This window comes from Mycobacterium sp. SMC-21, assembly GCF_045310825.1.
Lineage (GTDB): Bacteria > Actinomycetota > Actinomycetes > Mycobacteriales > Mycobacteriaceae > Mycobacterium.
In genome coordinates, this window is sequence record NZ_JBJIAO010000011.1 from 69,890 (window position 1) to 91,915 (window position 22,026).

The 22,026-nt window shown below is 67.3% G+C and carries 23 protein-coding genes and 1 riboswitch; of the genes, 10 read left to right on the forward strand and 13 right to left on the reverse strand.

Annotation, left to right across the window (positions count from 1 at the left end; translation table 11 throughout):
* Positions 1-5 precede the first annotated feature (5 nt).
* The 3 genes from ACJH6H_RS13640 to ACJH6H_RS13650 are packed head-to-tail and all read right to left on the reverse strand — an operon-like array spanning position 6 to position 3,571.
* Positions 6-1,112: an NDMA-dependent alcohol dehydrogenase gene (locus ACJH6H_RS13640; RefSeq protein WP_226519263.1), complete on the reverse strand. Its 1,107-nt coding sequence runs from the start codon at positions 1,110-1,112 to the stop codon at positions 6-8.
* Between the two features lie 13 nt (positions 1,113-1,125).
* Positions 1,126-2,061, reverse strand: a complete 936-nt coding sequence (locus ACJH6H_RS13645; protein ID WP_318987321.1) for an alpha/beta hydrolase — start codon at positions 2,059-2,061, stop codon at positions 1,126-1,128.
* Between the two features lie 13 nt (positions 2,062-2,074).
* Entirely contained in the window at positions 2,075-3,571 is a 1,497-nt protein-coding gene (locus ACJH6H_RS13650) for a flavin-containing monooxygenase (protein WP_406775051.1), read from the reverse strand.
* Positions 3,572-3,696: 125 nt separating this feature from the next.
* On the opposite strand from ACJH6H_RS13650, the gene ACJH6H_RS13655 reads away from it, so the two are divergent.
* Entirely contained in the window at positions 3,697-4,956 is a 1,260-nt protein-coding gene (locus tag ACJH6H_RS13655; RefSeq protein ID WP_406775052.1) for a PucR family transcriptional regulator, read from the forward strand.
* Positions 4,957-4,959: 3 nt separating this feature from the next.
* On the opposite strand, the gene ACJH6H_RS13660 is transcribed toward ACJH6H_RS13655, so the two are convergent.
* Together ACJH6H_RS13660 and ACJH6H_RS13665 are read right to left on the reverse strand one after the other, a co-directional pair.
* Positions 4,960-6,087 (reverse strand): sensor histidine kinase, encoded by a 1,128-nt coding sequence (locus tag ACJH6H_RS13660; protein ID WP_406775053.1) that lies wholly within the window; start codon positions 6,085-6,087, stop codon positions 4,960-4,962.
* On the reverse strand, positions 6,084-6,806 hold the full coding sequence (locus tag ACJH6H_RS13665; protein ID WP_406775054.1) for a response regulator transcription factor: 723 nt from the start codon (positions 6,804-6,806) through the stop codon (positions 6,084-6,086). The genes ACJH6H_RS13660 and ACJH6H_RS13665 overlap by 4 nt, the downstream gene beginning before the upstream one ends.
* Before the next feature lie 153 nt (positions 6,807-6,959).
* On the opposite strand from ACJH6H_RS13665, the gene ACJH6H_RS13670 reads away from it, so the two are divergent.
* The 3 genes from ACJH6H_RS13670 to ACJH6H_RS13680 are packed head-to-tail and all read left to right on the forward strand — an operon-like array spanning position 6,960 to position 8,162.
* Positions 6,960-7,418, forward strand: coding sequence for a DM13 domain-containing protein (locus ACJH6H_RS13670; protein WP_318987316.1), 459 nt, complete (start codon positions 6,960-6,962; stop codon positions 7,416-7,418).
* Positions 7,418-7,915 carry a hypothetical protein gene (locus tag ACJH6H_RS13675; protein ID WP_406775055.1) on the forward strand — a complete coding sequence of 166 codons (498 nt, stop codon included), beginning with the start codon at positions 7,418-7,420 and terminating at the stop codon, positions 7,913-7,915. The genes ACJH6H_RS13670 and ACJH6H_RS13675 overlap by 1 nt, the downstream gene beginning before the upstream one ends.
* A gap of 1 nt (position 7,916) precedes the next feature.
* Positions 7,917-8,162 (forward strand): hypothetical protein, encoded by a 246-nt coding sequence (locus ACJH6H_RS13680; RefSeq protein ID WP_406775056.1) that lies wholly within the window; start codon positions 7,917-7,919, stop codon positions 8,160-8,162.
* 20 nt (positions 8,163-8,182) lie between these two features.
* Here ACJH6H_RS13680 and ACJH6H_RS13685 read toward each other — a convergent pair whose 3' ends face one another.
* The 4 genes from ACJH6H_RS13685 to trpS all read right to left on the reverse strand — a co-directional run bounded on the left by ACJH6H_RS13685 (position 8,183) and on the right by trpS (position 11,966).
* The gene (locus ACJH6H_RS13685) at positions 8,183-9,274 is read right to left on the reverse strand and encodes an NmrA family NAD(P)-binding protein (RefSeq protein ID WP_212806701.1); all 1,092 of its coding nucleotides are present in this window, start codon (positions 9,272-9,274) and stop codon (positions 8,183-8,185) included.
* Between the two features lie 67 nt (positions 9,275-9,341).
* Positions 9,342-9,782, reverse strand: a complete 441-nt coding sequence (locus tag ACJH6H_RS13690) for a MarR family winged helix-turn-helix transcriptional regulator (RefSeq protein ID WP_212806702.1) — start codon at positions 9,780-9,782, stop codon at positions 9,342-9,344.
* A gap of 51 nt (positions 9,783-9,833) precedes the next feature.
* Positions 9,834-10,862, reverse strand: coding sequence for an inner membrane protein YhjD (yhjD, locus tag ACJH6H_RS13695; protein ID WP_406775057.1), 1,029 nt, complete (start codon positions 10,860-10,862; stop codon positions 9,834-9,836).
* A 75-nt stretch (positions 10,863-10,937) separates the two neighbouring features.
* Positions 10,938-11,966, reverse strand: coding sequence for a tryptophan--tRNA ligase (trpS, locus tag ACJH6H_RS13700; protein ID WP_061004876.1), 1,029 nt, complete (start codon positions 11,964-11,966; stop codon positions 10,938-10,940).
* 139 nt (positions 11,967-12,105) lie between these two features.
* Between trpS and ACJH6H_RS13705 the strand changes: the two genes are divergently transcribed.
* Positions 12,106-13,116 carry an SIS domain-containing protein gene (locus ACJH6H_RS13705; RefSeq protein ID WP_226522228.1) on the forward strand — a complete coding sequence of 337 codons (1,011 nt, stop codon included), beginning with the start codon at positions 12,106-12,108 and terminating at the stop codon, positions 13,114-13,116.
* Positions 13,117-13,132: 16 nt separating this feature from the next.
* Here the strand turns inward: ACJH6H_RS13705 and ACJH6H_RS13710 are convergent, their stop codons facing one another.
* Positions 13,133-13,555, reverse strand: coding sequence for a MarR family winged helix-turn-helix transcriptional regulator (locus tag ACJH6H_RS13710; protein ID WP_061004879.1), 423 nt, complete (start codon positions 13,553-13,555; stop codon positions 13,133-13,135).
* Between the two features lie 51 nt (positions 13,556-13,606).
* Here ACJH6H_RS13710 and ACJH6H_RS13715 point away from each other — a divergent pair, with 51 nt between their 5' ends.
* Together ACJH6H_RS13715 and fdxA are read left to right on the forward strand one after the other, a co-directional pair.
* Positions 13,607-14,239: a TIGR03086 family metal-binding protein gene (locus ACJH6H_RS13715; RefSeq protein ID WP_226519273.1), complete on the forward strand. Its 633-nt coding sequence runs from the start codon at positions 13,607-13,609 to the stop codon at positions 14,237-14,239.
* Between the two features lie 80 nt (positions 14,240-14,319).
* Positions 14,320-14,661, forward strand: a complete 342-nt coding sequence (gene fdxA, locus ACJH6H_RS13720; RefSeq protein WP_138250175.1) for a ferredoxin — start codon at positions 14,320-14,322, stop codon at positions 14,659-14,661.
* A gap of 6 nt (positions 14,662-14,667) precedes the next feature.
* On the opposite strand, the gene ACJH6H_RS13725 is transcribed toward fdxA, so the two are convergent.
* On the reverse strand, positions 14,668-15,471 hold the full coding sequence (locus tag ACJH6H_RS13725) for an exodeoxyribonuclease III (RefSeq protein ID WP_293023426.1): 804 nt from the start codon (positions 15,469-15,471) through the stop codon (positions 14,668-14,670).
* Positions 15,472-15,577: 106 nt separating this feature from the next.
* Positions 15,578-17,815 carry an NADP-dependent isocitrate dehydrogenase gene (locus tag ACJH6H_RS13730; RefSeq protein WP_133427750.1) on the reverse strand — a complete coding sequence of 746 codons (2,238 nt, stop codon included), beginning with the start codon at positions 17,813-17,815 and terminating at the stop codon, positions 15,578-15,580.
* Between the two features lie 260 nt (positions 17,816-18,075).
* Positions 18,076-18,196: riboswitch (SAM riboswitch) on the forward strand.
* Positions 18,197-18,316: 120 nt separating this feature from the next.
* Between ACJH6H_RS13730 and ACJH6H_RS13735 the strand changes: the two genes are divergently transcribed.
* The 3 genes from ACJH6H_RS13735 to ACJH6H_RS13745 are packed head-to-tail and all read left to right on the forward strand — an operon-like array spanning position 18,317 to position 21,503.
* Positions 18,317-19,654, forward strand: coding sequence for a bifunctional o-acetylhomoserine/o-acetylserine sulfhydrylase (locus ACJH6H_RS13735; protein WP_346416100.1), 1,338 nt, complete (start codon positions 18,317-18,319; stop codon positions 19,652-19,654).
* A complete protein-coding gene (locus ACJH6H_RS13740; protein ID WP_346416101.1) occupies positions 19,651-20,790 on the forward strand; it encodes a homoserine O-acetyltransferase in 1,140 nt (379 codons plus the stop codon). The genes ACJH6H_RS13735 and ACJH6H_RS13740 overlap by 4 nt, the downstream gene beginning before the upstream one ends.
* A complete protein-coding gene (locus ACJH6H_RS13745) occupies positions 20,787-21,503 on the forward strand; it encodes a class I SAM-dependent methyltransferase (protein WP_061004895.1) in 717 nt (238 codons plus the stop codon). The genes ACJH6H_RS13740 and ACJH6H_RS13745 overlap by 4 nt, the downstream gene beginning before the upstream one ends.
* On the opposite strand, the gene ACJH6H_RS13750 is transcribed toward ACJH6H_RS13745, so the two are convergent.
* Positions 21,500-22,009: a helix-turn-helix domain-containing protein gene (locus ACJH6H_RS13750; protein WP_064857321.1), complete on the reverse strand. Its 510-nt coding sequence runs from the start codon at positions 22,007-22,009 to the stop codon at positions 21,500-21,502. The two genes, ACJH6H_RS13745 and ACJH6H_RS13750, sit on opposite strands and share 4 nt — an antisense overlap.
* Positions 22,010-22,026: the final 17 nt, after the last annotated feature.

Below are 22,026 nucleotides of genomic sequence, written 5' to 3' on the forward strand. Positions count from 1 at the left end.
AATCGTCAGTGCACGATGATCCCGCGAATGTTCTTGCCCTCCCGAAGGTCCTGATAGCCCTGGTTCACCTCTTCGAGGGTGTACCGCGTGGTCACCAGGTCGTCGAGTTGCAGCTGGCCGTCGTTGTACAGCCGCAGCAGACGGATGATGTCGTACTGCGGGTTGGCCGAGCCGAACAGCGAGCCACGAATGGTCTTCTCGAACAACGTCAGTTCCAGGCCCGAGACGTGAATCGTCAGCTTCTCGGGGTTGGCCATACCGATCACGACGACCGTCCCGCCCTTGCCGATGGCGCTGAAGGCCGACGTGACGACGTCCTCGTCGACGGTTCCGACGCAGATGATGGCCTGATCGGCGCCCTGCCCCCAGGACAGTTCGGTGATCTTCTCGGCGGCGGCCTCGGCGCTCGCGAAGACATGTGTCGCACCGAATTTCAGCGCGGTATCGCGTTTGAAGGGCACCGGGTCGATGGCCACGATGTATTTCGCTCCGGCATGCGCGGCACCCTGGACGGCGTTGATGCCGATGCCGCCGATGCCGTACACGACGGTGATGTCGCCGGGCCGCACGTTGCCCGCGTAGGTGGCGCCGCCCCATCCGGTCGGGACACCACAGCCGACGAGGACGGCGGTCTCCAGCGGCAGCCAGTCGTCGATCTTGACCACCGAGTGTTGCGAGATGGTGGCCTTCTTGGCGAACGTGCCCAGCATGCACATGGCACCGAAATCCGTGCCGCCCTTGTGGAATCGGAACGAGCCGTCGGGCATGGAGCCCTCGAGGATGGTTGCGCCCATGTCGCACAGGGCCTGCCGACCGGTCGAGCAGTAGCGGCAGTGGCCGCAGCTGGGGATGAAGCTGCACACCACGTGGTCACCGGGCTTGACCTTGGTGACGCCGGGGCCGACGTCCTCGATGATGCCGGCGCCCTCGTGCCCGCCGACGATGGGATAGCGCGGTGGGAGGTCACCGTCGGACAGGTGCAGATCGGAGTGACACAGTCCGGCGGCGGTGTAGTTGATCAATACCTCGCCCGGCCCCGGCCCGTCGAGATCGAGTTCCATGATCTCGAAGGGCCTACCCGGCTCCAGCAGGACAGCTGCGGTGGTCTTCATCGGTGGATTCCTTTCAGGCTGAGTGGGTAACGCTGCGGTGCCCTTGGGCCGGGGCCAGATCGCGCTGCAGGAAGTCGAGCTGGTCGGCCAAAACCCGCTGCTGCCAGGGACCGTCGTAGAAATCGAGGTGGTCTGCGGGGTACTCACGCAATTGCGCCCAGTACCCGGCGCGGCGGGCGGCCTTGCGGGCGGCGGCGGCCGGCGCGATGCGGTCGTCGGTGCCGGGCTGGACGAGGATCGGGCACGCCAGCTTCCCGGCTTTCGTGATCGGGCGGTTGAACGCGACGCCGAGGGCATGCCGGCCACGCACCTCGTTGCGCCATGTCGGCCCAGCGACGGGCAGCCAGGCCTCTTCCGAACCCGAGGTGGCGATCACCGCGTTCGAGCCGGGTTGCCCGACCACCGGCACCATGTGCGCGGGCCGTCCGCGCGCCGCGCGCAGCACGTCCCGCAGCGCATTCACGCTGGCGCGCACCAGATATCCGACGCCGCAGTTGCGGACCAGGTGGGCCAGCGTGGCCCGCCCGTCGACGGCCGGATTCATCGAGATGACGGCCGCGATCCGCTGGTCCCGGGCGGCTACGGCGATGACGTGACCGCCGGCGTACGACGTGCCCCACAGCACGATCCGGTCCGGGTCCACGCCGGGCAGGTGCCGCGCGGCGGCGATGGCGGCGTGATAGTCCTGCCGCTGGCGGGAAATCGAGACATCCTGCCGGGGAACACCTTCGGATTCACCGAACCCGCGGTAATCGAAGACCAGTACGTCGAGGCCGGCGGCGGCGAACGGCTCGGCGAAGCCGAGCAGCGCGGTGTCCTTGGTGCCGCTGAAGCCGTGGGCCATCACCACGCACGGCCGGCCGGCCTCACCGGCCAGCGCATCGGTGGCAGCAGGCAGATGCCAAGCGGCACAACGGACGCCGTGGCTGTAGAAGTAGAGCTGCTTCATGAACGATGTCTCCCTACGAGGCGTACGCGACGGACTTGACGGACGAGAACCGCAGGCCCGGATCCTCGATGGGACCGCCGCGCAGCCGCTCGGCATCCATCTCGTAGGCGTGCTTGACCAGCCACGAACCGCTGTCGCCGCTGCGGGGGAACTGCTGGATGCCGCGCTGCACGTAGCCCGACGACAGGTCCATCAGCGGGCCGCGTGCCATGTCGGGGTTCTCGACGACCGGCACGACGACGTCGTGACCGTGGGCGTCCATGTGGTCGAGCATCCGGCAGAAGTGCTCGCAGACCAGATCGACCTTCAGGGTCCACGCGATGTTGGTGTACCCCATGGCGAAGGCCATGTTGGGGACGTCGGACACCATCATGGCCTTGTACACCGTGTGATCCGGCATGTTGAGCAGCTGACCGTCGACGCTCAGCGCGATCTTGCCGAACAGCGACATGTTCAAACCCGTTGCGGTGACGATGATGTCGGCCTCCAGCTCCTGCCCGGACTCCAGCAGGATGCCGCGCTCGGTGAACCGCTCGATCTGGTCGGTGACGATCGAGGCCTTGCCGGTCCGGAAGGCCTTGAACAGGTCGCCGTCGGGCACCATCGCCAGGCGCTGCTCCCACGGGTTGTAGCGCGGGGTGAAGTGGGTATCGACGTCGAAGCCCTTGGGCAGCTGCCGGGCGACGTTGGCGATCAACAGCTTTCGCATGATCTTCGGGTACTTCTGGCAGAGCTTGAACAGTCCGCGCGCCGTCGCGATGTTCTTGCGCCGCACGATCGGGAAGGCGCGCTCGTGGCCGAGTACCTTGTTGAGCGCGTTGGTGATCGGGTCCGCGGCCGGCACCGACAGCACGTAGCTCGGGGACCGCTGCAGCATGGTGATGTGGCCGGCCTTGTCAGCCATCGACGGGATCAGCGTGACCGCCGTTGCGCCGCTGCCGATGACGACGACCTTCTTGCCGGCGTAGTCCAGATCCTCCGGCCACAGCTGCGGGTGGATGACCGGGCCCGCGAAGTCGTCCTTGCCGGGGAAGTCGGGGATGAAGGGCTTTTCGTAGTCGTAGTACCCGGTGCCGAGGAACAGGAAGCGGCCGGTGAACGTCGTCGTGTCATCGCCCTGCGTCGTGGTGACGGTCCAGCGGCCGGTGTCGGAGTCGAAGTTCGCGTTCTGCACGCGCCGACCGAACCGGATGTGCTCGCCGATCCCGTTCTCGTCGACGGTCTGCTGCAGGTAGTCGAGGATGATGTGGCCGTCGGCGATCGACTTGCGGTGGGTCCACGGCTTGAAGCCGAACCCGAACGTGGGCATGTCGGAGTCCGACCGGATGCCGGGGTACTTGTGCAGGCTCCAGGTCCCGCCGATGGTGTCGCGCCCCTCGATGATCAGGAACGACGTGCCCGGGCGGTTCGCCTTCAGGTGATACGCCGCGCCGATGCCGGAGATGCCGGCGCCGATGATCAGGACGTCGACGTCCTGCGACGTCGACCGCTGCGTTGAGGTGATGGACACTGTGTGGCTCCTGACGGGTGGACAGCTTTGTGTGATGGCACTCACGCTATGGACGTCGCGGGGCGTGTAACAGGTGCGACGGCCCAGTACTCGACCCGCGATATGTGCAGGGGCATACTTCGTTGATGGCCGCCGAGACACCATCACGTGAGGTCATCGACCTCATGGGCGACGTCGCCGAACTGATGCTGGCCGAGCTCGACGACCTGGTCGCCGAGATGGACGCCGCCGAGATCGAGCTCTCCCCCGCCGCCGGCTCGGATGCTGCCGTGCTGGCGGATACCACCGCCAGCAACCGGGCCAACGCCGCGCGGGTGCTGTCGATGCTGGCCCGCAGGGAAGCCAAGCCCGCACCCATCGACATCCCACCCGAGGCCCTCGATGTCGCCCGCACGATTGCCCGCCGCGGGTTGGAGCTCGATGTGCTGTTCCAGTCCTACCGGCGCGGACAGAACGTGGCGTGGAGTCGCTATATGAAGCACGCCACCCGGCTCGTCCCTTCCGGTCCGCTGCTGCTCGAACTGCTGGAGGCGTCCTCACAACGCCTGTTCGAGTACGTCGACACCGTGCTCGGGTGCGTCGTCACCGCGGCGCAGCGCGAACGCGAGGAAGTGCTCGGCGGCGCCATCGCCCGCCGCGCCGAGACCATCCGGCTCATCCTGGACGGCGCCGCCATCGACGCGGGGCGGGCCGGCGAGCGCCTGGGATACGACCTCCGCCAGCGCCACACCGCGCTGGTGCTGTGGACGCCGCCGCACGGTGACGTCCAGGGTGCGCTCGAATCCGCCGCGGCGGTGCTGGCGCGGGCCGCGGGTACCCGACCGCCGCTGACATTGTCCGTCGGTTCCTCGACGTTGTGGGCGTGGCTGGGCAGCAGCACCGAGCCCGAGGTCGACGCGCTCTCCGACGCAATCGAGCAGGCGCAGAACCACATTCGCGTCGCGGTGGGACCGACGCGGCCCGGCATCACCGGCTTTCGCCGCTCCCACGAGGCGGCGCTGTCGATCCAGAGTCTGCTGGCCGGGCACCCCGGCGGCGCCCGGGTTGCGCTGTTCCGCGATCTCGAGGTCACGGCGCTGGCGGCCCAGAACACCGACCGCGCAGCCGAATTCGTCGCCGCGACCCTGGGCCCGCTCGGGGAGGACACCCCGGCCGCAGCGCGTCTGCGCGACACCCTGCGGGTGTTCCTCGACGAGGCGGACAACGCACCCCGCGCCGCCACCCGGCTGCACACCCACCGCAACACCGTCCTGCAACGGGTGGCCCGGGCCACCGAATTGCTCGGTTACCAGCCGGGGGAACGCCGGCTCGCGATGGAACTCGCGCTGGAGCTGGCGCACCAACTCGGTCCCCGCGTGCTCACCTCGGCGCCACCGGGCGCATAGCGATCACGTCGTCGGCAGCGTCACGTCCAGCCGGAATCCGCCGGGCACATGGGCGGCCGACACCTGACCGCCGTGGGCTTCGACGATGCCGCGCACGATGGCCAGGCCGATGCCGGCGCCCGAGCCGTCGGACTCCGGGGTGCGGGCCTGCGTACCGCGCCATCCCATGTCGAACATGCGCCCGAGATCGTGCGACTGCACGCCGGGACCCTGATCCAGCACCGTCAGCACGATCCGGTCGCCGTCGAGGTGATGGGCCGAGACCTGGATCTCGGAATCCTCCGGCGCGTGCCGAATGCTGTTGACCAGCAGGTTCGCCACCACGCGGGACAGCTCGCCCGGATCGGCATAGAGGACTTGGTCGGTCATTTCCGCATGCGTGATGGTGATGCCGCGGGTGGCCGCGAGGGCCTGCATGTCGGACACGACATCGGAGACGAGATCGAGGAGTACCACCGGCTCCTTGCTGAGCTTGAGCATGCCGCTCTGGATCTTGGACAGCTCGAACAGCCCGTCGACCATGCCGTTGACGGCGTCCACCTGGTCGCGGATCTGGCGGATGTAGTCCGCCGGCTCGTCGACGACGCCTTCCTCGAGCGCCTCGGCCATCGCCCGCATCCCGGCCAGCGGCGTCCGCAGATCGTGCGAGACCCAGGCCACCAGCTGGCGCCGTGATGCGTCGAGCTGCTCGACCTCGGCACGGGCCGCCGCCAGCTGCGCGGACGACTGCGCGAGTTGGCTGGACAGTTCGGCGAATTCGCGCGAACTGTCGACGTCCGCCGTGACGACCTCGCCGCTGCCGATCTGCCGGGCCGCGCGTTGCAGCCGGGCCAGTGACCGCCGCAGCCGTCGCAGCATGAACCCGGCGGCGAGGCCGGCCATGAGCGCCGAGATGGCGAGCACCGCCAGCAGCACCTGCAGGTCGTGCGACGACAGGTACATCTCGATCGAGATCGCCACCGTGGAGGCGACGATGGCGACGATCGTCGCGCCGATCAGCGCCGCCACGTGCGTCCCGATGGAGCCCCGCCGATTCAGCTGCATGACGAGAACCGCCGCGCCGGTGGCCACCGACGTACAGATCAGGGCCGTCACCGCGATGATGACAAGGTCCGCCGCGCCGAGGATCACGCCGACCGCCCCGACGGCGTGAACCGGTACCCCGTGCCCCACTCGGTGCGCAGGTAGACGGGGTCACGTGGGTCGGCTTCGATCTTCTCGCGGAGCCGGCGGATGTGCACGGTGACCGTCGACGCGTCGCCGGCACTCCAGCCCCACACTTCGCGCAACATCTCGTCGCGGGAAACCACACGGTCGGGGTTCTTGAGGAGGAAGAGCAGCAGTTCGTATTCGCGTCCGGTCAGTTCGACATCGGCGCTGCCGCAGGTGATCCGGCGCATCGTGGGGTCGATGCGGAACCGGCCGACGACGAACGGAGCGAGCGGCGACTGGTGGGAGACTCTGTGCCGCAACAGTTTCGAGATGCGTAGTTGCAGCTCGCGCAACGCGAACGGCTTGGCTAGGTAGTCGTCGGCACCGAGTTCGAGGCCGTCGATCCGGTGACCGCTCGCCCCGAGGGCGGTCAGCATGATCACCGGAACGTCGGAGCGGCTGCGGATGTCGCGCAGCAGGTCGTCGCCGGACAGCCCGGGCAGCATGCGGTCGAGCACGAGCACGTCGGGCGTCGAGCGCTGCACGGCGCCGCGCGCGGTTTCCCCGTCGGAGAACTCGTCGATCCGAAAACCTTTGGCGCGCAGGTACGCCGCCACCGCGGTTCGCACCCGCTGGTCGTCTTCGACCAGCACGACATGCGCTCCGCCGCCGTCGTCGGAGCTCACGGGCGCATCCATGTCGCACCTCTCATGGTGCTGAGCCTAGACAGCGGGCCGGGTATTGGGCTGTTTCTTACGGTTCTGAAATCTTTGTCGAACGCCCGCCGGGCGCTCCCTAACTTCGTCGGCGACGGGGTGATCGGCACCCCACGACGCTCGAAGGAGTTCCACATGGTCATCAAGCCGATCGCAGCGACAGCAGCTGCGGTGTTCGCGCTGACGCTCACCGCGTGCGGTGCGAACGAGATGAAGTCGGCCGGCTCGTCGAGCCCTGCCAGTTCCGCGATGTCGTCCACCATGACCTCCGCGATGGCCACCGCGAGCTCCGCCGCGCGCACGGGTCATTTCACCGGCCTCAATGGCAAGCACGTTGCCGGCACGGCGACCGTGACCGGCATGAATCTGGAGTTCGCGGAATTCTCGTCCGACGAGGGCCCGGACCTGCACGTGTACCTGACGAAGGGGTCCACCGAGTCCGATGTTGCGGCGGGTAAGGAGATCGCCGCCATCAAGTTCGACCAGGCGACGCAGTCGTTCCCGCTGTCCGGCATCGACACCATGGGTTACACCACCGTCGTCATCCACTGCGACAAGGCGAAGGCAGTCTTCGGCGCTGCCTCACTCATGTGATGTCCGATCTGATGACCACCCGCGCACTGAACACGCGCGACCGCGCCGACCTGGCCGCGTCGATACTCTTCGGCGCGGTCCGGGTCGGGCTGGGACTGCTGTGGCTCCATGAGGGCTATGTGAAGTTCCGGGCTCACTTCGGGCGTGCGGACATCCTGCTCGTCGTCGACGGCGCGTCGGCGAATTCGCGTGTGCCGGAGTACTTTCGCTTCGTCGCCGAGCACCTGTTGCGGCCGACGGCCGACCTCGCCGGCGTCATGACCCCGCTGACCGAAGTGACACTGGGTCTGGTTCTGATCCTCGGGCTGTTCAGCACGCTGTCCGCCGTCACCTCGGCGGGCTTGCTGGCCGTCTACTGGAGCTCGGACCAACTCATCGCCCAATATCCGATCATGGCGCTGCTGAGCGTGGGCGTCCTTGTCGGACAGGGTTATTCGAACCGCTGGTCGATCATGGCGCTGGTGCGCCGGCGACCGGCCCACCAGGAAGTGGGATGACATGAAAGCAATACTCATCGGGTCGGGCATGGCGGCGCTGGCTGCCATCGTGATGCTGCAAGCGCCCGTGGCATCGGCGGCGTCCGCCGAAGGGGCCATCAACGACCTGCGGGCCGCGGGGTATCTGGTGCAACTCAATCAGACACCCACGGCACCGCTGACGGCCTGCACGGTCGGTGGCGTGCGCACGCTGGACGGCGGCACCCCGTCGGCTCTCGTCGACATCGTGTGCCCCGACGGCTGCTGACGGCGGCGTGCCGACCGGGATCAGAGCTTTCCGGTGCGCAGGTCCTGGCTGCTCTTCAGCACAGCCGAGTCCAGAGTCCAGTTCTCCGGCTGGACGCGTTCCCAGAGGCTGCCTTTCCCGGTCGCCCTGCCGAGTTCGTCTTCGCGTCTGAACCACTGCTCAGCGGTGCGAATCCGGTTCGGGTGGATGTCGTCCAGCAGCGCGTAATCCCGCGTGATGATGCCGTCTTTCCACAGATTCCAGAAGCCGGTGAAGTTGTCGCGAAATGTCATGGTGCTCGGGTCATTCGGGTCGGCGTTGTATCCGGCAGGGCTGTCGGCGACGCCTCCGAGCGGCCCGCGCCAGTACGCGTCCATGTCGGTGTCGACGTATCGGGCGGGGTGCCCGGTGACCGTCTCGAATGCCCGGGCAAGTTCGTGATACGGGATGTGGTCGATGGCCACCTCGAGGTCCATGCCGTTGGACCGGTCGGTGTTGTCGAAGAGCCAGCGGACGTAGTAACCGCAATCCTCGAGTGAGACATGGGGCACCGCACCGTCGCCGAGTGGTACCCGCCAGGTGACGACGCCGTCTTCCACGCTGGGTGCCATGGGCGTCAGGGGTGAGATCGTCATCTCGATGTACGGCCCCGATGTGAAGATGGCGGCGCCCATCCGAGCCGAATTCACCTGATTTTGCAGCAGGATCCATTCGGCGATGCGGCCCTTGCCGTCGTAGTGGCCGGCGCGGTACCTGGAGTCGTACCCGGCTTTCTTCAGTGCGTAGTCGAGGTTCCCGTAGACGAAGAATCGGATGCCTTCTTCGATGGCGATCTCGTAGGCGCGGATGGCCCAGTACATCTCGGTCTTCTCACCGGCGTTGAATCCGTCGATGTTGATGAACGCACCGTCGCATCCGCGAAAGCCTTCTCGCAGCATGTTTTCGTCGGTGAAGGTGCCTTCGAGCGCCGAGACGTTTCCCAGCTCGAGCAACGATTTGGCCCGCGCACTCGTGGCGTCGCGAGTGAGGAAGCGGACGGAGTACTTTCCGTCCGCGACGAGGTCGCGGACGATCGGGATGCCCTGGGCCCCGGTCGCGCCGATCATGAAGATCTTCGACGTGGGATGTGACATGACAGCTCCTCTATTTGATGTATATACAACGTTGGGATCGCGGGAATGAGCCGAGCCCAACAGATCTCTAGTCGCCGGGCGGCAGACCGATACTGGTCGCCAGGGTCCGGACCGCCTTGACGCCGCCGGCGCCCATCAGCTCGGCGGCCTCCTGTTGCGCCTGCCGCCATGCCGGCAGCACGGTCTCGATCTTCTTGCGGCCCGATCCGGTCAGCGCGACCTCACGCACCCCTTTGGCGTTCGCAGAGACCGCCTCCACCCAGCCGTGCTTCATCAACAGACTCAGGTTGCGGCTGACGGTCGACCGCTCCAGCTGCAGCACCTCACCGATCCGGGCCGGCGAGCAGGGCCCCACCTTCCCCAGCGCCGCCATGAGATTGATCTGGGCGATGCTGACGCCGTGCTCCTCGAGGGCATGGTCGTACAGACTCGTCACCGCCCGGCCGAGCAGCCGGACGCGAACCGCCAGGCAATTACTGACGATCTCATCGACAGCGGCGTGGACCATGCCACCAGTGTTGCATATACACCATCGGTCGGCAACGAGCCGCCGGCGCAACTATCCCCTGCGGAGTCGCACCAGGCGCGAAAGACCCAGCCCACCAAGCAGGCCCACAGCCGCGCCGACCACCGCGCTGTTCGCGTCGACGCCCTCGCGCTCGCGGTAGCGGGTGACGATCGCAGCCGGTCCGGGCGGCGCCACCGGGGCCAGCGCCATGGTGTCCGCGGCGGTTGCCGCCCACGCGGTCGAGAACAGGATCAGCCGGGCGGTGATGTAGGCGAACACCATCAGACCCAACACGGGACCGAACGTGGCACCGGCCGGGCCGTGCATGACGGTCCGCAGGTAGATCGAAGCGACCTGCTTGAACAGTTCGAAGCCCACCGCGGCGATCAGGGCCGCACGGGCCGAGCTGCGCAGGCTGACCTTCTCGCGCGGCAACCGGGCGATGATCCAGGTGAACATCAACCACGCCACGAGGAACGACACCGCGATCGACGCCACCCGCAGCAGCGCATTGAGGCCTGGGATGTGCCCGACACCGAACCAGTGCAGGACCGTCGTCATCAATCCGGTGTCGCCCAGGGCGGTCAGGCCGATGGTGACGACGATGGCCGCGAACGCCGAGACCAAGGCGAGCAGGTCGGACAGCTTGGTGCCCACCCAGCCATCGGGTTCGCTCTGCTGCTCCCACATCTCGGTGAGGGCCTTGCGCAGATTGGCCATCCAGCCCAGGCCGGCCCACGCCGCGGTCGCCAGGCCGATGACGCCGACCGAGGTGCGCGATTTCACGGCCGAGTCCATCAGGCCGACCAGCTGATTGCCGAAGTCGCCCGCGACGGCAGACCGGATGTGCACCTCGAGCTCGGCCAACAGGTCCGGGCGGGAGGCCAGTACGAAACCACCCGCGGCAAAACCGACCATGAGCAGCGGGAACAGCGCGAACACCGTGAAGTAGGTGATGCCGGCGGCATAGAAGTCGCCGTTGCAGTCCTGGTAGCGGTCCTGGGCCCGCATGATCCGATCCAGCCACGGATGCCGCTGACGCAGTCGGTCGAGTAGGCCCGGCTGGTCCGAGTCGGTCATTTTCGGCAAACCCCCTTGTCTGCCGAAAAGCCTAGTGTGCGACGCCGCGGGTGTCCCGGCGCGGCGTCCACAACGTCAGCGCAGACGCGGCAGGAAGCCCAGGCGGTCGTTGACGCGCTGCAGCGTCTTGAACGCCACCTGCTCGGCGCGCTCGGCACCGGTGGCCAGCACCGATTCCAGCTCAGCCGGGTCGGCCAGCAGCTCGTCGACCCGGTTCTTGATCGGGGTGACGTACTCGACGACGGCTTCGGCGGTTTCCTTCTTCAGATCGCCGTAACCGCGTCCCTCGTACCCGGCCACCAGCGCGTCGATGGCGGTTCCGGTGACCGCCGACTGGATGGTCAGCAGGTTGGAGATGCCGGGCTTGGCCTCGGTGTCGAACCGGATCTCGCGCTCACTGTCGGTGACCGCCGAGCGAATCTTTTTGGCGCTCTTGGCCGGATCGTCGAGCAGGTTGATCAGCCCGGCGTCGGTCGCGGCCGACTTGCTCATCTTGGCGGTCGGGTCCTGCAGGTCGTAGATCTTGGCGGTGGCCTTGGGGATCATGGCCTCGGGCACCACGAAGGTGTCGGGGAAACGCGCGTTGAACCGCTGCGCGAGGTCCCGGGCCAGTTCCAGGTGCTGACGCTGGTCCTCACCGACGGGTACCAGGTCGGTGTCGTAGAGCAGGATGTCGGCGGCCATGAGCACCGGATAGGTGAACAGACCGATCGTGGTGGCGTCCGCGCCCTGCTTCTGCGACTTGTCCTTGAACTGCGTCATCCGCGACGCCTGACCGAAGCCGGTGAAGCAGCCCAGCAACCACGCCAGCTGGGTGTGCTCGGCGACGTGGCTCTGCACGAACACCGTGCTGCGGGTCGGGTCGATACCGAGCGCGAGATACTGCGCGGCGGTCACCAGCGTGCGACGACGCAGCGTCTCGGGGTCCTGAGGGACGGTGATGGCGTGCAGGTCGACGACGCAGAAGAACGCGTCGTAGCCGTCCTGCAGGTGGGCCCAGTTCTGCACCGCGCCCAGGGCATTGCCCAGGTGAAGCGAGTCGGAGGTGGGCTGTGCCCCGGAAAAGACGACGCGCTTGTCCGCGCCTGCACCGCTGTTGCTCATGATGGCTTCGATTTTCGCACTGTTGTCATCCGGTTTTGTCCGGGGCTCGGTCTACGCTGGGGAAAGTGGGTTCCAGTGCGATGCCGACCTCCGACAAGGAGACGAAGTGAGCGCCGATCCAACGTCCCCCGGCCACTTGATGGCCGCCGAGATCACCGAACAGCCGCAGGTGTGGCGCCGGCTGCTGGACGATGGCCGCGGCCCCATCCGGGCCGCCGCGACTCAGATCGCGGCGGCTGCGCCACGCTTCGTGCTGTTCGTGGCACGCGGCACCAGCGACCACGCCGCGCTGTACGCGAAATACCTCGTCGAGATCAACCACGGCTTGCCCGCAGGGCTGGTCTCCCCGTCGACCATGACCGTCTACGGCGCCCAACCCGATCTGCGCGACGTGCTGTACGTCGCGGTGAGCCAGTCCGGTGGTTCGCCGGACCTCGTGCGCTCGGTCGAGGTGGCCCGCGCCCAAGGTGCGCTGACGGTCGCCGTCACCAACAACCCGGCGTCGGATCTGGCTGCGGCAGCCGAGATTCACATCGATGTGCTGGCCGGGGCCGAGAAGTCGGTGGCCGCGACCAAGTCCTACACCGCGGAGCTGCTTGCCCTGCAGCTGTTGCTCGGACGGGACAACGACGGCGGTGTCGACGCGCTGCCCGACCTCGGCGAGCAGGTGCTCGCTGCCGGGGAGCTGGTCCGCGAGGTCGCGCAGCGGTATCGGTTCGCGCAACGACTCATCGCCACCGCCCGCGGCTACTCCTACCCCACTGCCCGCGAGGCCGCCCTCAAGCTGATGGAGACGTCTTACCTTTCCGCACAGGCGTTTTCGGGCGCCGACCTGTTGCACGGTCCACTCGCCACCGTCGACCCCCAGGTGCCGGTGCTCGCGGTGGTGCCCGAGGGCGCCGGCGGCCAGGCCATGGCGCCGGTGCTGGAACGGCTGGCCGAGCGTCACGCCGACGTCTTCGGGGTCGGCGCGCCAACGGCCCTGACCGGCCTGGCCGGTGGCATCGCGCTGCCCAGCGGGGTCAGCGACGAACTCTCCCCGCTGCTGGAAATCCTTCCACTGCAACAACTTGCCCTGCACCTGGCACTGGCCCGCGGTGGCGACCCGGACCAGCCGCGCGGGCTGCGGAAGGTCACGGAGACGCTCTGACGCCGAGCGCTCGTGTTCAGTCGGGTCGCGGCGCCAGACGTTGCAGCACGCCGAAGAAGACGCGCCGCTCCTCGGCGCTCAGCTCGCCGAGCCACTGCTCCTCGCCGCGCTGAATGTCGGCCTGCACGGCGTCTTTGAGCCGGCGGCCGGCCGGCGTGATCGACAGCAGCCGAACCCGGCGGTCGTCGGGGTCCGGCGTGCGCTCGATGTAGCCACGGTCCTGCAGGTCGTCGAGGGTGCGAATGATGCGGGTCTTGTCGGCGCCGATCGCCTGCGCCAGAACAGCTTGCGACCGCATCGGGGTCTCGTCGAGCGCCAGTAGCACGACGTAGCCCCACATCGAGATGCCATGAGCGTCCAGGACAGGCTGCTCGGCAGCCATCAGCTCACGCAGCAGCGGCGCGAGCATCGCAGCGAGGTCAGGGCGCTTGGCCGACATCCGGCTATCGTAGGCATTGCCATATCGTACGCATGTGCTTACGATCAGCTCATGCCTACAGTTTCCACCGATCTTCTCGGTACCCATCGCCGCACCATTCTTGCCTCCATCGACGTCGTCAACACCGTCGGTCTTGCCGACCTGCGGCGCCCGACTCCCTGTGCCGCTTGGGATTTGGCCGAACTCCTCGCTCACATGACGGTCCAGCACCGTGGGTTCGCCGCTGCCGCACGTGGCGGCGGCCAAGAACTCGCGCTCTGGGATCCGGTTTCCGTTCGCGACACGGACGACCCGATAAGCGACTACGCCGCGGCCGCCCACGATATGCTGGACGCATTCGCCGGCGCCGATCCCGAAAGCCAGTTCGCGCTACCGGAATTGGGCACCTCGGTGCCGGCCGAGATGGCGATCGGATTTCACCTGATCGACTACGCGGTGCACGGCTGGGACGTCGCGGCCGGCCTCGGCGTTCCCTTCACACTGCCCGACGACGTCGTCGCCGCAGCCCTGCCCCTCGCCCTGGCCGTGCCCGACGGGGACTTCCGCAGCATGCCCAATGCGCCGTTCGGGCCGGCCAGGACCGCCGACAGCACAACGGATTTCGAGAGGCTACTCCGCCACCTGGGCCGGGACCCGCAATGGGGCCATGCGTCCGACGACGAGTCACGGCATGCCGTCCAGTAACAGATTGGGGACTTCCGGCCCTGTTATCAGCAACTTTGGCCACTGAGGTCACGTGCTACGGCATCGATACCGTCCGTTATATGACTTACGTTGTCGGACGGGAATGCGTTGACGTCACGGACATGTCCTGCGTGCAGGAGTGTCCGGTCGACTGCATCTACCAAGGCGATCGGGCGCTCTACATCAACCCGCGCGAATGTGTGGATTGCGGTGCCTGCAAACTGATTTGCCGAGTCGATGCGATCTACTACGATGCCGATCTGCCCGAAGACCAGCTCGCATACCTCGCCGACAACGCGGCATTCTTCGATGAGGTACTCCCCGGACGCGAGGCGCCGTTGGGCTCCCCCGGCGGCGCCAGTGCGCTCGGTCGCATCGGAGTGGACACCCCGATGGTGTCTGCCCTACCGCTTCGAGACTGAGTCCGATCAGCTGTACTCGACCGTGACCGGCGCGTGGTCCGACCAGCGCAGCGCATATGCCGCAGCCCGCTCCACCCGCGCCGCATGGGCTCTGGGCGCCAGCTTCGCGTTGGCCAGGTGGTAGTCGATGCGCCACCCGGCGTCGTTGTCGAAAGCCTTGCCGCGCCATGACCACCAGCTGTACGGCCCGGGGACCTCAGGGTGCAGCTCCCGGACCACGTCGGTCCAGCCGGAGGCCATCAGCTCGGCCAACCACTGCCGCTCGCTGGGCAGGAACCCGGACTTCTTGACGTTGGCCTTCCACGCCTTCAGGTCCAGTTCCGTCGCGCAGATGTTCCAGTCGCCGCAGATCACCACGTCGCGGCGCTTGCGGGTCAGCTCGGCCATACGGCCGGCGAGCGCCACCATGAAGCGCTCCTTCTCCACCTGCTTGTCGGTCTCGGCCTCACCGGTGGGTACGTAGACGCTGGCGACCGTGACGCCGTCGGTGTCGACCTCCACATACCGCCCGTGCGCGACGAATTCACAGTCCGGGCTGAGCCCCACCCGCACCGCGGTGATGGGGGCCCGCGACAGCACCGCCACCCCGTTGCGGCCCTTGGCAGACGGCTCGGCCGACGCCAGCTGCCAGCCCGCATCCAGCGCCGGCGCCAGGGCCTGCGTCAGCTGCGCGTCGTCGGCCCGCGTCTCCTGCAGGCAGATGACGTCGGACTTGGTGTCCTTCAGCCACGGCAGCAGCCCGAGGTTCTCCGCCGAGCGCTCTTTGACCGCGGCGCGGATGCCATTGACGTTGATGGTGGTGACGATCACGAAGCAGAACCCTAACGTCGGGGTACAACACGCTTGAAACGACGAACGTGAGCTTGTGTGCGAGAAATCGAGGAAATCTCGCACACAAGCTCACGTTCGAGGTGAATTACTCCTGAGCGGAAGCCAGCGCCGCGTTGAAGGTGGCGCTCGGCCGCATCACGGCCGTCGTCTTCTCCGGGTCCGGCGCGTAGTACCCGCCGATGTCGGCCGCGCTGCCCTGTGCCGCAGCCAGTTCCGCGACGATCTTCTCCTCGTTCTCGGCCAGCGTCTTGGCCAGCGGAGCGAACTTGGCCGCCAGCTCGGCGTCCTCGGTCTGCTTGGCCAGCTCCTGCGCCCAGTACATGGCGAGGTAGAACTGGCTGCCGCGGTTGTCCAGTTCGCCGGTGCGCCGCGACGGACTCTTGTTCTCGTCCAACAGCTTTCCGGTCGCGCTGTCGAGCGTCTTGGCCAGCAGCAGGGCCTTGGCGTCGTCGGTCTTGTTGCCCAGGTCCTCCAGGCTGGCGCCCAGGGCCAGGAACTCGCCGAGCGAGTCCCAGCGCAGGTGGTTCTCCTCGACCAGCTGCTGCACGTGCTTGGGTGCCGAACCACCGGCGCCCGTCTCGTACAGGCCGCCACCGGCCATCAGCGGCACGATCGACAGCATCTTGGCGCTGGTACCCAGCTCCAGGATCGGGAACAGGTCGGTGAGGTAGTCGCGCAGGATGTTGCCGGTCGCGGCGATGGTGTCCTGACCGCGCATGGCCCGCTCGATGGTGTGCCGCATGGCGCGTTCCTGCGACATCACGGAGATGTCGAGACCCTCGGTGTCGTGGTCCTTGAGGTAGGTCGCGACCTTCTTGCGCAGCTCGGCCTCGTGCGGACGCTCCTGGTCCAGCCAGAACACCACGGGCATGCCCGAGAGCCGAGCGCGGGTGACGGCCAGCTTGACCCAGTCGCGGATCGGCAGATCCTTGACGACCGGCATGCGCCAGATGTCGCCCTCTTCCACCGCCGTGGTCAGCAGGACCTCGCCGCTGTCGATGTCGACGATGTTGGCGATGCCGTCCTCGGGAATCTCGAAGGTCTTGTCGTGGCTGCCGTACTCCTCGGCCTTCTGCGCCATGAGACCGACGTTGGGCACGGTGCCCATGGTCCGCGGGTCGAACTGGCCGTGCGTCTTACAGAAGTTGATGATCTCCTGGTACATCCGGGAGAACGTCGACTCGGGGTTGACGGCCTTGGTGTCCTTGAGCTTTCCGTCGGCGCCGTACATCTTGCCACCGAGCCGGATCATGGCGGGCATCGAGGCGTCGACGATGACGTCGGACGGCGAGTGGAAGTTGGTGATGCCGCGAGCCGAGTCGACCATCGCCAGCTCGGGCCGGTGCTCGTGGCACTTGTGCAGGTCGTCGACGATCTCGTCATGCAGCGACTTGGGCAGCGTCGAGATCTTGTCGTACAGGTCCGAGAGCCCGTTGTTGACGTTGACGCCCAGCTCGTCAAAGAGCTTCTGGTGCTTGGCGAATGCGTCCTTGTAGAAGATGCGCACGGCGTGGCCGAACACGATCGGGTGGCTGACCTTCATCATGGTCGCCTTGACGTGCAGGGAGAACATGACGCCCGTCTTGTAGGCGTCCTCCATCTGCTCCTCGTAGAACTGGATGAGCGCCTTCTTGCTCATGTACATCGAGTCGATGATGTCGCCCGCGTCGAGCTTGACCTCGGGCTTGAGCTCAATTGTCTTGCCGGTCTTGGTCTTCAGCACCATCTTGACGCGGCGGTCCTTGTCGAGCGTCATGGACTGCTCGCCGTGGTAGAAGTCGCCGGTCTTCATGGTGGCGACGTGCGTGCGGGAGGCCTGCGACCACTCGCCCATGCTGTGCGGGTGCTTGCGGGCGTACTCCTTGACGGCCTTCGGGGCACGACGGTCCGAGTTGCCCTCGCGCAGAACAGGGTTCACCGCACTACCGAGACACTTGCCGTAGCGATCCTTGATCGCCTTCTCTTCGTCGGTCTTCGGGTCGCCCGGGTAGTCGGGCAGGTTGTAGCCCTTCTCCTTGAGCTCCTTGATCGCGGCGACCAACTGCGGCACCGAGGCGCTGATGTTCGGCAGCTTGATGATGTTGGTGTCCGGGAACTGGGTCAGCCGACCCAGCTCACCCAGGTTGTCGGGGACCTTCTGCTCATCGGTCAGGTAGTCGCTGAACTCGGCGAGGATGCGGGCCGCCACCGAGATGTCACTGGTCTGGACGTCGATACCGGCGGCGCCGGCGAAGGTGCGGACGACCGGCAGGAAGGCGTACGTCGCGAGCAGCGGCGCCTCGTCGGTCAACGTGTAGATGATGGATGGTTTCTCGCCACTCATGGTCACTCTCCCGGCGTCACGGACGGTACGTACGAAAATCTATGTCGAGTCCGGCGTCTGCACATGACTACCCCGTCGCACGACGGTTACGAAACTACCGTGACCGGCGGGGCGAGTTTCCGGTGGTCCGGTCTGTCGTGCACAGATCTGGATCGATACCGACAGGCTGCGCGAAGTGGACCGCCGACGACACGCCGTGTCCCGCCCACCGGACGGCACCAGCTAGCAGTTGCCCAGCCTCTTGAGTTACCCTCGAGTCCGGTCATGAGTGCCAGCGTCAAGCCCCGGCTTGCTGGCCGGCAACCCTCCATCCGCGGTGGGGTGCCCCGGGAGACGACCAGGTTGAGCAGCCGTACATCGGCTGCGAGGCAAGCGCGGGTCCGCCACCACGGACCCGGATGACTGGGTGAGTGGAGGCTTCCTATGCGTCGCTGTCTGTGATTCGTGCGAGTTCGCGCACCCCTTCGTCGTACCTAAAAACTCACAGGAGACACCCCTAACATGACCACTGAGGCCATCGACCCCACTGCGCGCTGGAGCTTCGAGACGAAGCAGATCCACGCAGGTCAGAGCCCCGACAGCGCCACCAATGCCCGTGCGCTGCCGATCTACCAGACGACGTCGTACACGTTCCGCGACACCGACCACGCCGCCGCGCTGTTCGGGCTGGCCGAGCCGGGCAACATCTACACCCGCATCATGAACCCGACCACCGACGTGGTCGAGCAGCGCGTCGCCGCGCTCGAGGGCGGCGTGGCCGCGCTGTTCCTGTCGTCCGGACAGGCTGCCGCGACCTTCGCGATCCTGAACATCGCCGGCACCGGCGACCACGTCGTGGCCTCGCCGCGGCTGTACGGCGGCACCTACAACCTGCTGCACTACACGCTGCCCAAGCTCGGCGTCGACGTCAGCTTCGTGGCGGACCCCGACGACCTCGACTCGTGGCGCGTCGCCGTCCGGCCGAACACCAAGGCGTTCTTCGCGGAGACCATCTCCAACCCGAAGATCGACATCCTGGACATCCCGGGTGTCTCGGGCGTCGCCCACGACAACGGCGTGCCACTGATCGTCGACAACACCGTCGCCACCCCGTACCTGATCCAGCCGCTGGCCCACGGCGCCGACATCGTCGTGCACTCGGCCACCAAGTACCTGGGCGGGCACGGCTCGGCGATCGCCGGCGTCATCGTCGACGGTGGCACCTTCGACTGGACAAACGGCAAGTTCCCCGGGTTCACCGAGCCCGACCCGAGCTACCACGGTGTGGTGTTCGCCGACCTGGGCGCACCGGCCTACGCGCTCAAGGCGCGCGTGCAGCTGCTGCGCGATCTGGGCAGCGCCGCCGCCCCCTTCAACTCCTTCCTCATCGCGCAGGGATTGGAAACGCTGTCTCTGCGCGTTGAACGCCATGTGTCCAACGCGCAGAAGGTCGCCGAGTACCTCGAGGGCCGCCCGGACGTGCTCTCGGTGAACTACGCCGGCCTGCCGTCGTCCCCGTGGTACGAGCTGGGCCGCAAGCTGGCCCCCAAGGGCACCGGTGCGGTGCTGTCGTTCGAACTGACCGGCGGTGTCGAGGCGGGCAAGGCGTTCGTGAACGCGCTGACCCTGCACAGCCACGTCGCCAACATCGGTGATGTCCGCTCGCTGGTGATCCACCCCGCGTCGACCACGCACCAGCAGCTGACCGCCGACGAGCAGCTGGCCTCCGGAGTCACCCCGGGCCTGGTGCGGCTGGCTGTCGGCATCGAGGGCATCGAAGACATCCTCGCCGACCTGGAGCAGGGCTTCGCTGCTGCTGGATCGGTGGGGGGTGCCGACCGAACGGCGGCCTTGGTGTGACGATTATCGACGTGCCCGTGTCTGACATCTCCGCAGCGCCGCTGCTGCCTGCCGAAGGCGAGACCGGTGTGGTGAACATCGGCTCGCTGACGCTGGAGAGCGGCATCGTGCTGCCCGACGTGTCCATCGCGGTCCAGCGCTGGGGCGAGTTGTCCCCCGCCGCCGACAACGTCGTGATGGTGCTGCACGCGCTGACCGGTGACTCCCACGTCACCGGGCCGGCCGGGCCGGACCATCCGACGGGCGGCTGGTGGGACGGCGTCGCCGGTCCGGGTGCTCCGATCGACACCGACCGCTGGTGCGCCATCGCCACCAACGTGCTCGGCGGCTGCCGCGGCTCGACGGGTCCCAGCTCGCTCGCTCCTGATGGAAAGCCCTGGGGCTCACGATTTCCCGCCATCACGGTGCGCGACCAGGTGAACGCCGACCTGGCGGCGCTGGCCGCCCTCGGCATCACCCAGGTGGCCGCGGTCGTCGGTGGCTCGATGGGTGGCGCGCGGGCGCTGGAATGGCTTGTGGGACACCCCGACACGGTGCGGGCCGGGCTGGTGCTGGCGGTCGGCGCCCGGGCCACCGCCGACCAGATCGGCACGCAGTGCGCGCAGGTCGCGGCCATCAAGGCCGACCCGAACTGGGCCGGCGGCGACTACTACCTGACGGGACTCACCCCGGACGACGGCATCCAGATCGCCCGCCGGTTCGCGCACCTGACGTACCGCGGCGAGAAGGAACTCGACGACCGGTTCCGCAACACCGCGCAGAACCACGAAAAGAGTTCCAGCGACGGCCTTTACGCGGTCGAGAGCTACCTGGAGTACCAGGGCCGCAAGCTGGCCGCACGGTTCGATGCGGGCACGTATGTGGCACTGACGGATGCGCTGAGCAGTCACGATGTCGGGCGCGGACGCGGCGGGGTCGCGGCGGCCCTGCGGTCCTGTCCGGTGCCGGTGATCGTCGGCGGCATCACGTCCGACCGGCTGTATCCCATTCGGCTGCAGGAGGAACTGGCCACGCTGTTGCCGGGTTGCCCGGGCCTCGAGGTCATCGAGTCCGACTACGGCCACGACGGTTTCCTGGTCGAGACCGACAAGGTGGGCCTGCTGATCCGCCAGACCCTGGACTTGGCGTCCCGGTGACGGGCGAACGCTCGCTGTCCTTCGGGGAGCAGGCCGCCGCGTACGAACGCGGACGGCCGTCCTATCCGCCGGAGTCCATCAATTGGTTGCTGCCCGCGGGGTCCGTCGATGTCCTCGACCTCGGCGCCGGTACCGGCAAGCTGACCGTCCGGCTGGCCGAGCGCGGCCTGGCGGTCACTGCCGTCGACCCGATCCCCGAGATGCTCGAGGTACTCAGCGGGTCGTTGCCGTCGGTGCCGGCGCTGCTCGGCACGGCCGAGGAAATCCCGTTGCCGGACAACAGTGTCGACGCGGTCCTGGTGGCGCAGGCCTGGCACTGGTTCGACCCGGAACGGGCCGCGGCTGAAGTGGCACGGGTGCTGCGACCGGGCGGCCGGCTGGGTCTGGTCTGGAACATCCGCGACGAGCGGCTGGGCTGGGTCAAGGAGTTGAACCGCATCATCGGCTGCGAGCACGACCCGTCTGCCGACTCCCTGTGCGGCGACTTCACCGACATCGAGACCCACCGCTTCGAGTGGACGAGTTACCTTACGCCGCAAGCGCTTCTGGACCTCGTCGCGTCCCGGAGCTACTGCATCACCTCGCCCGCCGACGTACGCCGCAAGGTGCTGGGCGAGGTACGCGAGCTGCTCAGCACGCATCCGGCGCTGGCCAGCAGCACCGGATTGGCGTTGCCGTACGTCACGCACTGTGTGCGGGCGACGCTGGCCTAGACACCTGGTTCGCCGGGGGCCAGAAACGTTCCGATGACCGCGGTACCCGGGCCGACCCGAGCCCCAGGCCCGGGTACCGCGGTCGTCGACAGCGCCCCGAGTTCCCCGCCGCATTCGGCACAGACGGCCTTTGCCGTTGTGACACAGCCGCATTCATCGTGAACCAGCAGCGCCGGGGGCCCGCCCTCGCCGGCCGTCCACTTGTCACCCCACGCGAGCAGGGTCGCGATCACCGGATAGAGGTCGCGTCCCTTGTCGGTGAGGACGTACTCGAAACGCGGAGGCGCACTTTGGTATTGGCGCCGTGTCACGATCGCGTGGCGCTCCAGGTCCTCCAGGCGCGCCGCCAGCACGTTCGATGCGATGCCGAGATCACGGCGGATGTCTTCGAACCGGGCCATCCCCGCGAACAAGTCCCTCAGCACCAGGGCCGTCCACCGTGGGCCCACGATGTCGAGCGTCCGCGCGATCGAGCAGGAGATGTCGCCGAAGGACTGTTTGGACACCGCACAAGCGTAGTCCA

Bases quoted from the DNA above. Each gene is read 5' to 3' on its own strand.
- ACJH6H_RS13690 (WP_212806702.1), bottom strand. From the start codon at position 9,782: ATGGTCCACGCCGCTGTCGATGAGATCGTCAGTAATTGCCTGGCGGTT.
- ACJH6H_RS13705 (WP_226522228.1), top strand. From the start codon at position 12,106: ATGGCCGCCGAGATCACCGAACAGCCGCAGGTGTGGCGCCGGCTGCTG.
- ACJH6H_RS13735 (WP_346416100.1), top strand. From the start codon at position 18,317: ATGACCACTGAGGCCATCGACCCCACTGCGCGCTGGAGCTTCGAGACG.
- yhjD (WP_406775057.1), bottom strand. From the start codon at position 10,862: ATGACCGACTCGGACCAGCCGGGCCTACTCGACCGACTGCGTCAGCGG.
- ACJH6H_RS13655 (WP_406775052.1), top strand. From the start codon at position 3,697: ATGGCCGCCGAGACACCATCACGTGAGGTCATCGACCTCATGGGCGAC.
- ACJH6H_RS13640 (WP_226519263.1), bottom strand. From the start codon at position 1,112: ATGAAGACCACCGCAGCTGTCCTGCTGGAGCCGGGTAGGCCCTTCGAG.
- ACJH6H_RS13710 (WP_061004879.1), bottom strand. From the start codon at position 13,555: ATGTCGGCCAAGCGCCCTGACCTCGCTGCGATGCTCGCGCCGCTGCTG.
- ACJH6H_RS13715 (WP_226519273.1), top strand. From the start codon at position 13,607: ATGCCTACAGTTTCCACCGATCTTCTCGGTACCCATCGCCGCACCATT.
- ACJH6H_RS13685 (WP_212806701.1), bottom strand. From the start codon at position 9,274: ATGTCACATCCCACGTCGAAGATCTTCATGATCGGCGCGACCGGGGCC.
- trpS (WP_061004876.1), bottom strand. From the start codon at position 11,966: ATGAGCAACAGCGGTGCAGGCGCGGACAAGCGCGTCGTCTTTTCCGGG.
- ACJH6H_RS13730 (WP_133427750.1), bottom strand. From the start codon at position 17,815: ATGAGTGGCGAGAAACCATCCATCATCTACACGTTGACCGACGAGGCG.
- fdxA (WP_138250175.1), top strand. From the start codon at position 14,320: ATGACTTACGTTGTCGGACGGGAATGCGTTGACGTCACGGACATGTCC.
- ACJH6H_RS13665 (WP_406775054.1), bottom strand. From the start codon at position 6,806: ATGGATGCGCCCGTGAGCTCCGACGACGGCGGCGGAGCGCATGTCGTG.
- ACJH6H_RS13675 (WP_406775055.1), top strand. From the start codon at position 7,418: ATGTCCGATCTGATGACCACCCGCGCACTGAACACGCGCGACCGCGCC.
- ACJH6H_RS13680 (WP_406775056.1), top strand. From the start codon at position 7,917: ATGAAAGCAATACTCATCGGGTCGGGCATGGCGGCGCTGGCTGCCATC.
- ACJH6H_RS13670 (WP_318987316.1), top strand. From the start codon at position 6,960: ATGGTCATCAAGCCGATCGCAGCGACAGCAGCTGCGGTGTTCGCGCTG.
- ACJH6H_RS13645 (WP_318987321.1), bottom strand. From the start codon at position 2,061: ATGAAGCAGCTCTACTTCTACAGCCACGGCGTCCGTTGTGCCGCTTGG.